This window comes from Paenibacillus sp. J31R34, from assembly GCF_059383715.1.
In genome coordinates this window covers 142293-157591 of record NZ_JBXENU010000007.1, presented here as the reverse complement: position 1 = coordinate 157591, position 15299 = coordinate 142293, and the positions used below count along the sequence as shown (strand labels likewise).

General features: G+C 47.6%; 13 protein-coding genes. 12 read left to right on the top strand and 1 reads right to left on the bottom strand.

From position 1 onward, the window contains the following. Window positions 1–3: 3 nt before the first annotated feature. Complete coding sequence (locus AC50YG_RS20030; protein WP_494829014.1) at window positions 4–564, top strand: RNA 2'-phosphotransferase; 561 nt, start codon at window positions 4–6, stop codon at window positions 562–564. A 373-nt stretch (window positions 565–937) separates the two neighbouring features. Then, window positions 938–3208, top strand: a complete 2271-nt coding sequence (locus AC50YG_RS20025) for a glycoside hydrolase family 9 protein (protein ID WP_494829012.1) — start codon at window positions 938–940, stop codon at window positions 3206–3208. Window positions 3209–3310: 102 nt separating this feature from the next. Here AC50YG_RS20025 and AC50YG_RS20020 read toward each other — a convergent pair whose 3' ends face one another. Further along, window positions 3311–4171 carry a helix-turn-helix domain-containing protein gene (locus AC50YG_RS20020; protein ID WP_473761998.1) on the bottom strand — a complete coding sequence of 287 codons (861 nt, stop codon included), beginning with the start codon at window positions 4169–4171 and terminating at the stop codon, window positions 3311–3313. A 210-nt stretch (window positions 4172–4381) separates the two neighbouring features. On the opposite strand from AC50YG_RS20020, the gene AC50YG_RS20015 reads away from it, so the two are divergent. The 10 genes from AC50YG_RS20015 (at window position 4382) to AC50YG_RS19970 (ending at window position 15142) form a co-directional block, all read left to right on the top strand. Beyond that, window positions 4382–5347, top strand: a complete 966-nt coding sequence (locus AC50YG_RS20015; RefSeq protein ID WP_473761996.1) for an ABC transporter permease — start codon at window positions 4382–4384, stop codon at window positions 5345–5347. A gap of 30 nt (window positions 5348–5377) precedes the next feature. Further along, the gene (locus AC50YG_RS20010; protein WP_494829009.1) at window positions 5378–6271 is read left to right on the top strand and encodes a carbohydrate ABC transporter permease; all 894 of its coding nucleotides are present in this window, start codon (window positions 5378–5380) and stop codon (window positions 6269–6271) included. 98 nt (window positions 6272–6369) lie between these two features. Continuing rightward, window positions 6370–8085, top strand: a complete 1716-nt coding sequence (locus AC50YG_RS20005) for a type 2 periplasmic-binding domain-containing protein (RefSeq protein ID WP_494829007.1) — start codon at window positions 6370–6372, stop codon at window positions 8083–8085. Between the two features lie 52 nt (window positions 8086–8137). Further along, a complete protein-coding gene (locus AC50YG_RS20000; RefSeq protein ID WP_494829005.1) occupies window positions 8138–9643 on the top strand; it encodes a glycoside hydrolase family 43 protein in 1506 nt (501 codons plus the stop codon). 194 nt (window positions 9644–9837) lie between these two features. Beyond that, on the top strand, window positions 9838–11328 hold the full coding sequence (locus AC50YG_RS19995; protein WP_494829003.1) for an N-acetylmuramoyl-L-alanine amidase family protein: 1491 nt from the start codon (window positions 9838–9840) through the stop codon (window positions 11326–11328). A gap of 42 nt (window positions 11329–11370) precedes the next feature. Continuing rightward, window positions 11371–11955, top strand: a complete 585-nt coding sequence (locus AC50YG_RS19990) for a GerMN domain-containing protein (protein ID WP_494829001.1) — start codon at window positions 11371–11373, stop codon at window positions 11953–11955. A gap of 88 nt (window positions 11956–12043) precedes the next feature. Next, window positions 12044–12232, top strand: coding sequence for a CsbD family protein (locus AC50YG_RS19985; protein WP_473761982.1), 189 nt, complete (start codon window positions 12044–12046; stop codon window positions 12230–12232). Window positions 12233–12544: 312 nt separating this feature from the next. After that, window positions 12545–13327, top strand: coding sequence for an RNA ligase family protein (locus AC50YG_RS19980; RefSeq protein WP_494828999.1), 783 nt, complete (start codon window positions 12545–12547; stop codon window positions 13325–13327). Then, a complete protein-coding gene (locus AC50YG_RS19975; protein ID WP_494828997.1) occupies window positions 13324–13881 on the top strand; it encodes an SLOG family protein in 558 nt (185 codons plus the stop codon). The genes AC50YG_RS19980 and AC50YG_RS19975 overlap by 4 nt, the downstream gene beginning before the upstream one ends. Before the next feature lie 55 nt (window positions 13882–13936). Continuing rightward, window positions 13937–15142, top strand: coding sequence for a hypothetical protein (locus tag AC50YG_RS19970; protein ID WP_494828995.1), 1206 nt, complete (start codon window positions 13937–13939; stop codon window positions 15140–15142). The last annotated feature ends 157 nt before the right edge of the window (window positions 15143–15299 follow it).

The following is a 15299-nucleotide window of genomic DNA, read 5'->3' as shown; positions in this document are numbered from 1 at the left end:
GCGATGTTGACGGATAAACGGGAAAAAAGCCTCAGCAAAATGATGACCAAAATTTTGCGGCATGCGCCAGAAAAGTTTGGCATTCTGCTCGATGAAGCGGATGGCTCCTGCTTGCTAAGCGAGCTGCTGGCTGCCATTAACCGGCAGCCGGATTGGAGCAGCATAACGGAAGCGCATATCCGTTATGTTGTGGAGCGATCATCTAAGCAGCGCTTTGAGCTTGCAGACGGGCGCATTCGCGCCCGTTATGGGCATAGCGTGCAAAAGGTCAGTTATCCGGCAGCGGTGCCGCCGGAGATTCTGTATCACGGCACAAACGAAGCGGTAGTGGCGGCGATTTTGCGCGAAGGCATTCAAGCGATGGGCCGCCAGTATTGCCATCTGTCGGAGGGGCTGGATTTTGCAGCCCTCGCGGGCAGCCGCAAAGGCAAGCTGGTGATTTTGGAAGTGGATACGCAGCTTGCTGCAGAGCATGGCGTTATTTTTTATTATGCAGGCCATGAGGTTTGGCTGGCGGAGGAGATTCCGGCGGAATGCTGCAGCGTTATAGCTTATAAAAATTAATGAAAATGAGCGCATCGTTCCGCAGGAACAAGCGCTCATTTTCTCATTTAAGGCACGGTTTTCATATTGATGGATATGGATTCGGGCGTACGCGTCTAAAGGAAACATCTTGATGAGGTTGACCTCATCAGGATGTTTCCTTTGTCTATATTGTGCTATTCGATGACTTGAAAATCAAGGAATACAGTATGAAAGCGCTATACAATTGGTAGTGAGGGGCGCATGGAAACCTTTCTTCAAATGTACGGTTGTGGGTATAACCAATTATGAGAGGAGGTGAGGCGGGAAGTCTATCATTTGCTCGATGATTAGTAGTGATGTATCAACGAACAGGTAAGGCGATCAGAAAATGAATATGGAGGTAATACTGAAAATGAAAAAAATAGTAGCTATTCTCGTAAGTATTGCAGTCGCAATTACTCCTGTAATCGCTCCAACTACAGTGGTACATGCAAGCTACGGCGCTCCGGCTGGGTGGCGAAACCTTCCAGACTATTATGTATTCAAAGATACTTATCATGGCTGGTCCGGGAGCAGCGGTGGATTGGTAACGGTAAACGGCGCTTTGCCTGTTGACTCGCAAGAAACCTATGATAATTTACCTTCATTGAAGTTAAGTGTTACAAACCAGGTAGATTGGATGGAGTCCATTCTTGTAATGGCTGAATGGGCAAATCATGATATTCACAATTATGTTCCGAACGGATACCTGGAGTTTTATGTAAAAGGCAAGGATGGCGGGGAACAATTTAAAATCGGCGGCGATGACCATGTCGAAAGACGTGCATCGGGTGTTGAACATAGAGTATTAAAACCGATAACGGATTACGTTGCGGTTACGACGGAGTGGCAGCATGTAAAGATCCCCTTAAAGGATATTTACAATGACTCATCGGTTGACCTGGACGAATACAATGCAAAGGCTATTCATCTGAACAAAGTAAACAATGAGCCCTTTACAGTATGGTTAAACCAAATCAAATTAACTTCTCCTGATAAGGAAGCGGGATTTTCAGCTATAAAGGTAAATCAGGTTGGATTCCGGAATTCCTCCGAGAAATATGCCAATGTTTCCGGCTTTGAGGATGAGCTCACTGCCGATGTCGGAACGCCCTTCCAGGTAAGGAAAGCTTCTGATGACACAGTTGCCTATAGTGGGCAATTGATCCTCGTTAAGGATTACGACATTGATTCCGGAGAAAGGGTTTTAAAAGCTGTATTTACGGACCTTGAAGACGCGGGGAATTATTACATTACTGTAAGTGCAGCAGGTATAGAAAGGTCTCCTGCATTTAAAATAGGAAATGACGTATATAAGCCTCTATTAGTCGATGCGGCAAGATATTATTACTATCAACGTTCAGGAACTGCACTTGAACCAGCGTACACTCCGGACTTCCCAAGGGCAGATATAACGCCTATGGATACGGCTGCACCTTTTGAATCCAATTCTGCGATTACAAAAGACGTATCGAAAGGATGGTTTGACGCTGGCGATAAAGGGAAATATGTAAGTGCCGGAGCGGGTACGGTTATGACTCTATTATGGTCGCATGATTTATTTCCGGATTCTTATACAGATAATCAGTTTAATATTCCAGAAAGCGGAAACGGTGTTCCTGATATCCTTGATGAAGCCAGATGGGAGCTGGAATGGATTCTAAACATGCAGGACTCTAATAGCGGCGGTTTTTACGCAAAAGTCGAGTCAATGGATAATGATAATAATACGAGGGCTATTAGGGATAAAAGAGATAATGTCACGAATATAAGGCCGACCAATGATACGGCTTGGGCCGCAGCTGCTTTAGCTCATGCTTCAATAGTTTATGCACAGTATGATCCATCGTTTGCTGCTCAATGTCTAGCGGCTGCCCAGAGTGCATGGTTGTATCTCGAACAGAATCCCAATAATATTAAAGGCCCATCAGGAGCTTATGATACGGACTCCGATAAGGACTCTAGGCTTGTGGCTGCCGCAGCCTTGTATAGAGTTACCGGTGCTGCCAAGTATAACAATTATTTCGTGAATAACTATTCACAAAGCGAGGATAGATTTGTGAATCCGCAAGGAGATTGGGTCGGCAGCTGGCATTACGCATTTTTCCATTACATGGAATCAGATAACCGCAACATGAATGTTGTGAACTGGTATGAAGAAAAGTTTACAATCTGGTTAAACAAAGAAATAAATAGATATCAAAACAATGCTTGGAATAACACGATATATGAAGGCAATTACTACTGGGGCAGTAACAACATGATACTCGGTACGGCTACAGAAGCCCTGATTGGTTCCAGCCTTCTTGGAATGAATAACGAAACCATTAACAATATGGCGCTTTCCGCATTAAACTATATTCTTGGCGTTAATCCATTGAGAAAGAGCTTTGTAACGGGACATGGCGAGGACAGTCTTCAAACCGTATACGCGATAATGAACAATGACCCTAGACCAGGAGTGCCTAAGGGGTTTATGCCGTTAGGGGCTAATAAGTACAACAATCCGGGTATTTCCATCTTCCCTGCCAAAAACTTTATGGATTGCGCTGTCGAGTGGACTACCAATGAGCACGCTGTTGGTTCGACGGCCAATCTAGTGTTTATCAGTGCGTTTGCTAACAGTGATCTAACTACACCTTGATCTGACAGTCAGCATTAAGCGATTATGGGGCTCATCCCTCAATCATCATTAGATGACTGGGGGATGAGCCCCTTTATTCGATTAGCATATTGATAAGTATATTTAGACACTCCGTCTATAGGTCTTAGGCGGAAGTCCATACACTTTGTTAAACAGGCGGGTAAAATAATTGCTGTCGTTAAATCCACATTCATATGAAATTTCTGTAATGGAAAGCTGCGTACGCTTCAACAACGTGCATGCTCGTTCTAAACGGAGTCGTTGCAAATAGAAGATTGGAGTCGTTTGATAATAGGAGCGAAAGATGCGGTTCAAATGTCTGACCGAAATATTCGATCTAGCAGCGATTTCTTCCAGTGTAAGCGGATCGAGATAGTGATCTTCCATATAGGAGATGGCATTCGCCAAATGCATCAGATTGCTGTCAGTGCCCATCTCCTGATGGTTATACTGTCTGGACAAATAGACTGCGAGCTCCATAAATCGGGCAATCAACATCGTCTGATACCCTTGAAGCTTGCCGTTGTATTCATTAATCATAACGGAGATAAGAAGCGAGACATATTCCAGACTGGGAATTGGCAATCTGAGGCTGCTCTTATACGAGTGAATATTGCGGTAAAACGGTTCCAAAACGAAAAGCGACTGAAAACCGTTGGAAGTTCTTAGATCTAGACCGGCCGATAGCAGCATTTCTGGGCGGTACATAATATTGCAAATTCTAAAATCATGAGGTTCTTTGTAAGCATGAGAGGTTGCGCCGCTTATGACAAATACATTTCCCTTCTTAATAAAGAAGGTCTCATGATTGACGATGTGCGTAGCGTTTCCATTCAGGACAATGACAAGCTCGGAGAAGTCGATGTGCTTATGCAGCTCCAGGTCATCGTCGTGTCCGCCATAATGAATAAAGAAAGGGAAATCCTTATCAAGTGTAAACCACTCTAAGTAGGTATCACTCAAATCCTCCCTCCTCTTCCAAAAATAACGTATTTGATGTCTATATTATGCTATTCTGTGACCTGAAAATCAAGGTTCTATGTTAAAGCGTGCTATATGATCTGATAAGAGAAACATGGAATGAGGAGAGTGATTTAAGTATGCCTCATACACAGCGACTGTCATGATGTTATGGTTGAGCAAGAAGCTATATTTTAAGAAGGGGGAAATGGCGTGCAATTCGATTCCGTAAAAATCATCTCGCCTGCAAAAAAAAGTAAGCGGTTACGCAAGCCAGTCAAGCATGGCAGCTATCGGTTGTTTTTTATGGCTTTGCCGTTCCTGATTTTAGCCTTTTTATTTTCTTATTTGCCTTTGTATGGCTGGATTTATGCATTTTACGATTATAGTCCGGCTCTAGGCATTTCCCAGTCGCCTTATGTTGGATTCAAATGGTTCACCACAATGGTTTCGAATGAAATGCAGCGTGCGGAAGTGCTGCGTGTCCTGCGTAACACCTTTGGGATGAACATATTAGGTCTAATGACTTCGGTATTTCCGGTCATCTTCGCCCTCTTCTTGGTGGAGATCAAATCAACCTGGTACAAAAAAATGGTTCAGATTTTAACCACGCTGCCCAATTTTATCAGTTGGGTGCTCGTCTATGCTTTTGTGTTCATGCTTTTCTCCACTCAGAGCGGCTTTGTCAATCAAGTGCTGATGAATTTAGGATGGATTTCGGAGCCGATCAATTATTTGGCCTCAGACAGTCATATCTGGATCAAAATGACATTGTTGGGCTTGTGGAAAGGGCTGGGCTGGGGGGCGATCTTGTACATCGCAGCCATTGCCGGAATCGATCAGGAATTGTACGAAGCAGCCAAAGTGGATGGGGCAGGAAGGTTCAGATTGATGCGGCATGTGACCGTACCAGGGCTGATACCGACCTTTTTCGTTTTGCTGCTGCTGTCCATCGCCGGGTTCATCAGCGCAGGCTTCGAGCAATTTTATGTGTTTCAGAATGCGGTCAACGCGAATGATATCGAAGTGCTGGATTTGTACGTCTACAATATCGGAATCGCGAACTCCAGTTTCTCTTATTCGACGGCGGTAAGCATCCTGAAATCGTTGGTCAGTGTTGTCCTGCTTTTCATTGCAAACCGGTTATCAAAGATGATCCGGGGAGAAACGATCATTTAATTCACAGTCGCCAGGAAAGGAGAACCAACTATGGCCTCGTGGGAAAAATCCCGATTCAGTTTGTTTTCAATTCTGAACTACACCATGTTCGGATTGTTTACGCTGCTATGTATATTTCCGTTCTACTATTTGTTTATCAACACGATTAGCGACAATGATCTAAGCAGCAGGGGGCTGATCTTGTTCTATCCGGAAGGGATACATTTTCAAAATTACTTGAAAGTGTTTCATGTTCAGGGCCTTAAGCTAGCTCTGCTTGTATCGGTGGGCCGGACCGTTCTGGGGACCATATTGACCGTAGCGGCATCTGCTTTTCTCGGTTATCTATTCACACGGAGCGAGATGTGGGGACGCAAGTTTTGGTACCGCTTTCTTATCCTGACGATGTACTTCAATGCAGGGATTATCCCTTGGTTTATAACGATGAAAAATTTAGGACTGATGAATAATTTTTGGGCGTACATCATACCAGGAATAGTCGTGCCTTTCAATATTATTCTGGTGAAAACGTTTATCGAATCGACACCGATCGCGCTGCAGGAATCGGCTCAAATCGACGGTGCAGGTTATATAACCATTTTCTATAAGATTGTCATGCCTTTGATAACTCCGATTCTGGCGACGTTAGCGATATTTACGGCTGTTGGGCAATGGAACAGTTTTACCGATACGCTGTTTCTCGTTAATGATTCCAAGCTGTTCACGCTGCAGTTCATTTTGTATCGATATTTGAATGAGGCGAATTCACTTGCGGAAATGATGAGGAACGCTACGGTTGGCCAAGTAAACCTTTCTCAAATGCCGACTCCGATGACCATCCAGACGACCGTTACGATTATCGTCGTTGCGCCAATCCTGCTCGTCTATCCTTTCTTCCAGCGTTTTTTTGTTAAAGGCATCATGATCGGCGCAGTAAAGGGTTGACCTTTTTTTGAAATGCGAAGAGAAGGATCAAGGGATATAAAAATACAAATCTGAGGTGAAATGAAATGTTCGCAAAAAGAAAAAGGTGGGCTTTCGTGATGTGTGTATGGAGTGCTGTTCTTGCTTTATCAGCATGCACCGGCAACAGCAATGGGGGGAATATACCATCTGGTACGTCTAGCGTAACGGACAGTTCAAGCGGCGAACAGCTGCCCGAATTAACGATTAACGTACTCTCTCAGCTTACTAGCTACGCTGGCCCGCAAGAGGGTTGGTTCGCTAAGGTCGTCAAGGATAAGTTCAATATCAAGCTGAATATCCAGAACAGCACGGGTGAGGTAGTTGCTTCAAGGATGGCTTCGGGCGACTTGGGTGATCTTGTTGTGTGGGGTAACAATAGCAAAGAATATACGGATGCCATTAAAGGAGGCCTGCTGCTGGACTGGAACAAGGACGGTCTGCTGGAGAAGTACGGAAATCATATGAAAGAGAACGCAGGTCAAGCGATTGAAGCAAATAGGAAGCAGTTCGGCGACGGCAAGCACGTTTACGGCATTGGCCACTCTGTCGGTTCCGGTGAAGGCTCGTCCGAAAGCAATAAGCTGACGTTTGGTCCGAGTATCCGTTGGGATCTGTATCAGAAGCTTGGCAGTCCGAAAATAACCAAGATGGAGGATTACTTGCCCCTCCTGAAGCAGATGCAGGGGCTGGAGCCAAAGAGCGACTCCGGCAGGAAAACGTACGGATTTTCACTCTGGTCGGAATGGGACGGCAATTCGATGAATCTAGGGAACATCGGGGCTTACTACGGCTACATCAATGGCGATGGCTTCAACCCGAGCGATATGATCCTGACATCTGTGTCGGAGCAAAAATACCAGGGTCTTATCGACGACAGCAGCTATTACATGGAAGGTCTGGCGTTCTATTATAAAGCCAATCAGATGGGCCTGCTTGATCCGGACTCGGTGACGCAGAAATTCGGGGACGTTTCCAACAAGCTCAAAGATGGCCAATTTTTCTTTACTCCGTTTACATGGATGGACGATACGTACAATACCCCGAATCATCTTTCAACAGGCAAGGGCTTGATGCCCGTGCCGTTCTCGGAAGAGAAGGCGGTTACGTTCGGCTATACGCCGTATGGCGGCGAACGTGTTTGGTCGATCGGCGCCAAAGCGAAAGACCCGGCTCGCATTATGATGTTCCTTGACTGGTTGTACTCACCTGAAGGCATTATGACGGTGAACAATGGCCCGAAGGGCCTTGCTTGGGATATCAAGGACGGCAAAGCTTACGTGACCGATTACGGCTGGGGGGCATTCCCGTCTAATGAAACGCCGGTTCCGGAGGAATACGGCGGAGGCACTTTCAATTCGGGTGTGTCTAAGATCAATAACACCACAATATCTAGCATGATGATCAACCCGGAAACTGGTGAGCCGTATAACCGCGAAATGTGGTCGTCGTCGCTCGGCCATAACCCGAATCAGGTTGATTTGAGCTGGCGCGATGCGATGGGGGTAAGCACGCAGAAGGAATACTACACCAATAACAATATGGTCGCCATAACGAAACAGACTTTTACAGGCGAAGCACCGATTCAGCTTCCTACTGACATTCAACAAAAGCAGAACGAAGTCGGCAAGGTGATCAAAGAATACTCTTGGAAGATGGTTATCGCGAAGAACGACACCGAATTCAACAAACTGAAGCAGCAAATGCTGGAGAAGGCCAAAGGTCTTGGTTACGACGAAGTTGTCGCTTGGCAAATCGAGCAAACGAAGAAGACGGTTTGGGCGCAGAATCCGTAATCGCAATTTGACTAAACAGCTTAACTTTACAAAAGAGTAGGAGTGCAGTGTCGTGCAATATACCAATCCGGTCATTTCCGGCTTCCATCCCGACCCGAGCATTTGCCGGGTCGGTGAGGATTACTATCTGGTAACCAGTTCATTTGAATATTTTCCTGGTGTCCCTATTTTTCACAGCAGGGATCTTGTCCATTGGCGCCAGATCGGACACTGTCTCACGTCCGAGCGACAACTGCCGCTTGCAAACGCCTGGAGCTCGGGCGGAATCTTCGCCCCGACAATCCGCCACCATGAAGGTTGGTTTTACATGACAACGACGAACGTAAGCGGGATGGGTAACTTCTTTGTTCGAAGCCTTCAACCTGTCGGACCATGGTCAGACCCCATTCGCGTTGCTCAGGGCGGTATTGATCCTTCTCTATTGTTCGACAATGACGGGACAGTTTATTTCCAATCTACATGTACGGGCGATCAGGGAGATGGCATCTATCAATGTGAGATTGATATTGCGACCGGTCGAATGTTGACGGAGAGCCGCTTGCTCTGGAAGGGAACGGGCGGAGCACACCCGGAAGCGCCCCATCTTTACAATATCAACGGACTCTATTATTTGCTCATTGCCGAAGGTGGGACTGAATTTGGCCATATGGTGACAATCGCGAGAAGCAGCGCTCCTTACGGCCCTTATGATTCATGCCCTCATAATCCGATATTGTCTCACAGAAGTATGAACAGCACCATACAAGCAACCGGGCATGCGGATCTGGTACAAGCGGAGGACGGCAGCTGGTGGGCGGTTTTTCTGGGCATCAGGCCCGTCTCCTATCCCAAACGGCATCATCTGGGAAGAGAGACGTTTTTGGCGCCCGTAACCTGGACGGATGACGGCTGGCCGATCATCGGCAATGGCGGACGCGTTGAGACGATCTTGGATTGTCCGGCGTTTATAGGAAATCCATGGCCGCTTCAGAAGATCAGGGATGATTTTGAGGAAACGACGATTGGTTTGGACTGGACATTCCTTCGAAATCCGGTGCCCGGCAGCTGGTCTCTTTACGAAAATCCAGGGTATCTTACGCTGCGGGGGACGAAGGCTTCTCTTGATACTGCCGGCGCACCCGCTTTCGTGGGCCGTCGTCTGCGCCATATGTCATGCAAAATCTCCGCTTTGCTGCATTTCGAACCGCAACATGAAGGCGAGGAAGCCGGACTAACCGTGTTTATGAACGAGAGGTATCATTACGATCTGGCCGTGAAGCTCAAAGAGGGACGAAAGATTATTGTATTCCGGCGAAGCGTTGGTTCGATGAAAACAGAATGCGAGCTAGACTGCGCATGGGGATCGGTCGTGCTGATGATTGAGTCCCAGCCGGAATGGTTTGTGTTCTCCTTTCAGCAAGAGCAATCTCGCATTGAATTGGGATCAGGAGAAACGCATCTGCTTTCTACGGAGGTAGCGGGCGGCTTTACGGGAATATTCATTGCGATGTATGCCGTTTGTGATACGGAGCACAGTTCCCCGGCACTTTTTGATTGGTTCGATTATGCGCCAACCTAAAATTCATATTGGAGAAGCAAAGCGGGTCAGGCGAATACACAGCCTTGACCCGTTTTTTTTAACTATCCAATAAGCTAATAGGGCTCCGTTAAATCTACTCTCCTAATAGGTTAGGACTCTTGCAACTTTTACCAAAATATAACGTCTATTCTTTTATGGAAAAAATTGAATTTCTACAGAGAAGAGAGGTTGCAATGATTCAAAAAAAGTCACATTTGCAGGAGAGTATGATGAAGAAGCTTGGTTTTTTGATGGTATTATTTATTTTTTTGTTGGCGCTTCCAGACAAAAGCTTTGCAGCAGCAGTGGATACGAAGGTGATTTTGGACGGGACGGAGCTTGTTCAGCCTGAGAACACGAAAGCCGAAATTATTGACAAAAAAGTGATGGTCCCGATTCGGGTCGTATCGGAAAACTTGGGGTACGACGTGCTCTGGAATAAGCAGACCCAGACCGTCACGATTAGCAAAGAAGGCACGCACATTGAAATGACGGTAGGCCAGAAAGCGGCAAAGGTCAATACGGAAACCGTAGATATAGATGCTCCTCCTGTAATTAAAAAAGGAACGACACTCGTTCCCCTGCGCTTCATAGGCGAGCAGATGAACCTCAAGGTAGGCTGGAACAACAAGGCGAAGACGGTCACTTTAACGAGCCCGATTCCCGAGGTGGTCATCGATGAGGGGGGAACGGCCCCAGTTACTCCGCCACCTTCCGAAACGGGAGGCACCATTATTGATGGAGCTAGCTCGAGTGGCGTGTCAACCGTTAGCGCTATCAGCTTTAATGACAACCGCCTTATCGTCACCACAAGCGGCAAAGTAGGGCCGAAAATTTTCGCGATGAAGGCGCCGGATCGCCTTGTCATTGATTTGCCAAATTCGTCTTTTGCGCCGTCGTTTGGCGATGGACAAGCTTTGAATGGCAGCCAGATGGGCGAGCTTGTGATTACGGACAGCTCAGATGTTACGAAGGTGCGTTATTCTTTGTTTACCCGCGAGCCATCGGCTATTCGCATCGTTTTGGATTTGAGACAGGCGACCTCCTATCAGCTTGTCAGCGATGATTCTGGCCTTTATGTTGTAGACCTTAATGTGGACGGCGACGTAGGCGAAGCACCGATTTTGCCGCCAATCAGTTCAGACGGCAAAAAAATCGTCGTCATTGATCCTGGACACGGCGGAGTGGAGCCGGGCAAGGTGGCGCTGACAGGGCTGCAGGAAAAAATAATCAATCTGAAGCTTTCCTTGAAAGTAGAGCAGCTGCTGAAGCAGGTGTCTGCCATTAATGTGGTGATGACACGAAACGATGATACGACACTCAGCCTTTCGAATCGTGCGAAGCTGGCAAATGCACTGAATGCCGATTTGTTCGTCTCCCTTCATGCCAACGGCTACACGACATCTACAGCTTCAGGCACGGAGACGTATTATGCGCGGGATTCGAGCATACCATTAGCTAAGACGATTCATCGCTATTTGGTGGAAGCGACTGGACTGAGAGATCGCGGAGTGAAATACGGCAACTATCACGTCATACGAGAGACAACCATGCCAGCGGTTTTGCTCGAGACAGGCTTTATGAGCAACGCGTCGGATTTGGCGGTTATAACGAATGAAACGGTGGAAATGCGTATGGCAATAGGCATCGTTGAGGGAATTAAAGAATATTTGGGTATTAAATAGTACAGCTTGTTTCTTTCAATTCCCGAGGGAGGTGGAGTTTGAATGAACACAAAGATTGCTATTTCGGCGCTCCTGTTAATCGTTATGACGACTGCAGGCTGCGCGGACAAGTCATCAGCCCATCCGGTGCAAGAGGTTTCATTAGAAGCTATACAATCCAAGACGGTCACAGCTGCCACAGTCGTGGAGCCGCAGCAAACGGCCGAGGCTCCGGTACCGACTGCGGAAGTGAAGACGCGGACCATTGAAGTTTTTTTCTCAGACCCGCAGGGGGAAAAGCTGAATAAAGCGGGTTTGCAGATTTCTTTTTCCACACCTGCTCAGAAATATACGGCAGCCTTTAAAGCTTTGCAGCAAAGCGACAATGCCGAGCTGATACCGCTCTGGTCGAAAGAGATCGAGCTGAAATCAGTCCATTTTAAAAACGGAGCGCTCACGCTCGACATTCATATGCCTGACACGGCGCGCCAGGGATCTGGCAGTGAAATACTCGCTTTGGATGCATTAACATGGACGTTGTTTCAATTCGTTGAGGTTGAAACGATTGATCTGCTGGTCGATGGCAAGCAGCTGGAAAGCTTAATGGGACATGCCGATTTAGAGCATCCCATCACGAGAGGGAAATAAGCTTGGTGAAAGCCGATTGCTGTATCGCCATGTTTCATAATTTCTCTTAAGAGGTAAAGAGACCTATAACCAAAGAGGAGATGATCATATGACAGCTTCAAGTAATGGTTTAGGCGATAAAATAAAAGGCAAAGTCAATCAAGTAAAAGGCGAGATTAAAGACCAGATCGGTAAAGCGACGAACAATGAATCGCTGCAAGGAGAAGGCAAGCTGGATAAAGTGAAAGGTATTGCCCAAGAAAAAATCGGCGAGCTAAAAAATAAAATCAGCAAATAGATGGCGGTTGCAAGCTTGACTATAGCCACTTATAGCTGCATCATTCATCAAGAAGCCAGCCTTCACAAATCGTGGAGGCTGGCTTCTTGCGGCGCATAACGATTAAGAAGAAGCCGGAGGAGAGCTGGCCAACGAAGCAACGGAGCGTTCGCCGCTGCAGTGCAGGTTGGCAAACGCTCCGTTGCTTCGTTCTATTTTAAAAGTGGTCAGGAGGCATTTCGGTGGGGAAGTCTTGCCCTCGGGCTAACCAAGAGCGGAAAACGATGGTATTATGATGGGATAACAGATTTATTATGATGCAGGAGATGAACCATGGATTTTGCGAAGCTGAATTCCTTAACGAAATATCCGAGTATCCGCACCTATCACCAGCTTGGGGAGCGCGGCCGTTTAAACGATAGGTTAACTGAAGGCGAGGCCTTCGATTCGGATAAGCCCGTTTATGTTTTTGAAAAAGTAGACGGGGAAAATGCGCGTATTATTTTGCTGCATAGTGAAGCCGGAACGGACTATTTTATTGGCTCACGGGAGGAGCTGCTTTTTGCCAAGGGTGACCGAATCGGCAATCCTTATGGCAATATGGCGACCTTGTTAACTCCGATTGCAGAGCGAATGCAGGCCAGCCTGGCGGATGGAAAGCTCGGCCTGACGGTTATTTATCAGGAAAGCTATGGCGGGAAAACAAAGGCGGCTAAAAATTATACGTCAAGCGGGAGCCAAGGCTACCGGGTGTTTGATCTATTTTCGCTGTCGCATGAAGAGCTTCAGCATCTGCTGGCACTGCCCATTGACCAAATTGCCAACTGGCGTGATCATGGCGGCCAGCCATTTTATCAAGAGGCGGAAAAGGCGGCGTTTATCGAGCGCTGGAGTCTCGATGCTGCACCGCTGCTGGCTGTGCTGGATGGAGCGGCATTCCCAATCGGACTGGAGGAGACGAGCCGTTTTCTCAGCGATTTTGCGGCCACGCGTGTGGGAATGGATGCAGCCGGAAAATCAGAAGGGATCATTGCGCGTACCGCAGATCGTAAAATAATACGTAAAATCAGGTTCGAGGATTATGAACGAACCTTTAGAAATGTGCCGAAGGCATGAACAATTTGCTAGTGTCGGGCTACCGCGCGCATGAGCTGAACATTTTTAATCAAAAGCATGAGGGTATTGCCTATATTAAGCAGGCGATAACGAATAAGCTGCTGCCGCTCATTGATGATGGCTTGCAGTGGGTCATTACGCCCGGCCAATATGGTGTTGATCTGTGGGCTTGCGAAGCAGTCATTGCGCTTAAGCCGCAGTATCCGCAGCTCAGGCTTTCTATTATTACGGCGTACAGCAATCCGGAAGAGAAGTGGAAGGATGACAAGAAGGAATATTACGAGCAGGTGCTGAAGGGCGTTGATTATTATGCGTCGGTCAGTGACAAGCCCTATGATGGCATTTGGCAGCTGCAAGCGAGGGATGAGCTGCTGTTTCGCAAAACCGATGGCATTTTGCTCGTGTACGATGAGGATGCGGGGGAAGGCAGTCCGCGCTACTTCAAGGAGCGTGCGCTTCGCCGGCAGCAGTCCGACGGTTATCGCTACATCAGCATCAGCTCGGATGATATCCAGAGCATTGCTGATGAGGCGAATTATCGGGATATGGACTAGCACAATAAGGCTGCCAGTGCTTAGGGCGGTTTGACATCAGGAGGAGGATGCAGAAATGGAAGATCAGGATGATAAAAAGCAGCAGGAGCAGCTTTCGGATAATGGCCGGCCGTTCGATTTAGAAAAGAGTGAGCCCGCGAGCCAGGCGGTGCATGTGTTCCGCCAGCCGCGGGATTCGCAGCAGTCACAGGCGGCAGCACAAGCAGCAGCCCAAGCTGCGCGGGAGGAAGCGGCGCAGCGGGCCGAGGCAGCCCGCCAAGGGGAAGCGGCAAGGCAGGCCGAGGCAGCGAGGCGTTCAGAGGCGGCGAGGCAGGAAGAGATTTTGCGGCGTGCGGAAGCGGCACGGCAGGAGGAACTAGCGCGCCAGGAGGAAGATGCGCGTTTGCTTGAGGCTTTGCGGGAGCAATCGGCTTTGCAGGAGCACGCGATTTTGGGAGAAGAGCCGGAACAACGGGACAGATACGGCGAGTATGGGGAATATGGCGAATACGGCAATGACAATAGCGAATACGATGCAGCAGCTGATGCAGAGACAGCGGGTGCGGCGGCATCATCAAGGAATGAAGCGGCCGGAATGGCAGGCGCAGCTGGTGCTGGTGCCGGGACTGGCGCAAGTGCAGGAGTGAAAAGTGGCGCGGCAGAGGCTGCAAACAAGCTGCTGCAAAATGTGTCCGGCTCATTTAAGCAAATCGATATGCAAATTTTGCTGAAGCTGCTGAAAAACCCGCTGGAGGGGCTGAATTTAAATCCGGCTAAAGATTTAAGCTACGGTATAATAGGCATCGTTAGTGCGATCATAGGCTTCTTATTGTTTGGGCTGCTTACGGGCAGCGCCATCCAAATATTTTTTGGCTATGGGGTGTCCGATCTATTGCGTGAGGGAAGCGGCATGAGTGCAGCTCTATTCGGCAAAATCTTGCTGCTGTCGCTAATTTCGACGATTGCCTTCCTCGGTTCATTGTGGGGAATCAGCTTGTGGAGAGCGACGCAGCGTCTAACAATCAGAGCGTTTATTACGTCGATTGGAGCGATGCAGCTTGCTTCTGGCGCTGGATTTTTAATCGCGGGCGTCGTTTCGCTCATTAGCTTCAAGCTGGGTATCTTTGTAATGGCGGCGGCTCTGCTGTCTACACTTGGCATTTCCTTGGTCGGCGCGTCGGTGGCCAGCCAGGTGACCAAGGAAAAGCTGTGGTCTTATATTGCTCTTTCGGTTTGTGCGTACTTATTGCTGTTTGGCCTGTTCGCTGATTTGATTTTGTAAATCGCTAAGCATATTGAATGATGACGTAATGTTTTAACGTTGTTTCCCTTTGCGGAAGCAACGTTTTTTATTTATTTTAAAATGCCTCTGTCCGTTATTTTGGTAAATTTGTTATGGCGGTTTGAAATCATAATTGGAGCAGTTAATGATTGAAGTT

Bases quoted from the DNA above. Each gene is read 5' to 3' on its own strand.
- AC50YG_RS20030 (WP_494829014.1), top strand. From the start codon at position 4: ATGTTGACGGATAAACGGGAAAAAAGCCTCAGCAAAATGATGACCAAA.
- AC50YG_RS20025 (WP_494829012.1), top strand. From the start codon at position 938: ATGAAAAAAATAGTAGCTATTCTCGTAAGTATTGCAGTCGCAATTACT.
- AC50YG_RS20010 (WP_494829009.1), top strand. From the start codon at position 5,378: ATGGCCTCGTGGGAAAAATCCCGATTCAGTTTGTTTTCAATTCTGAAC.
- AC50YG_RS20005 (WP_494829007.1), top strand. From the start codon at position 6,370: ATGTGTGTATGGAGTGCTGTTCTTGCTTTATCAGCATGCACCGGCAAC.
- AC50YG_RS19995 (WP_494829003.1), top strand. From the start codon at position 9,838: ATGATTCAAAAAAAGTCACATTTGCAGGAGAGTATGATGAAGAAGCTT.
- AC50YG_RS19990 (WP_494829001.1), top strand. From the start codon at position 11,371: ATGAACACAAAGATTGCTATTTCGGCGCTCCTGTTAATCGTTATGACG.
- AC50YG_RS19985 (WP_473761982.1), top strand. From the start codon at position 12,044: ATGACAGCTTCAAGTAATGGTTTAGGCGATAAAATAAAAGGCAAAGTC.
- AC50YG_RS19980 (WP_494828999.1), top strand. From the start codon at position 12,545: ATGGATTTTGCGAAGCTGAATTCCTTAACGAAATATCCGAGTATCCGC.
- AC50YG_RS19975 (WP_494828997.1), top strand. From the start codon at position 13,324: ATGAACAATTTGCTAGTGTCGGGCTACCGCGCGCATGAGCTGAACATT.
- AC50YG_RS19970 (WP_494828995.1), top strand. From the start codon at position 13,937: ATGGAAGATCAGGATGATAAAAAGCAGCAGGAGCAGCTTTCGGATAAT.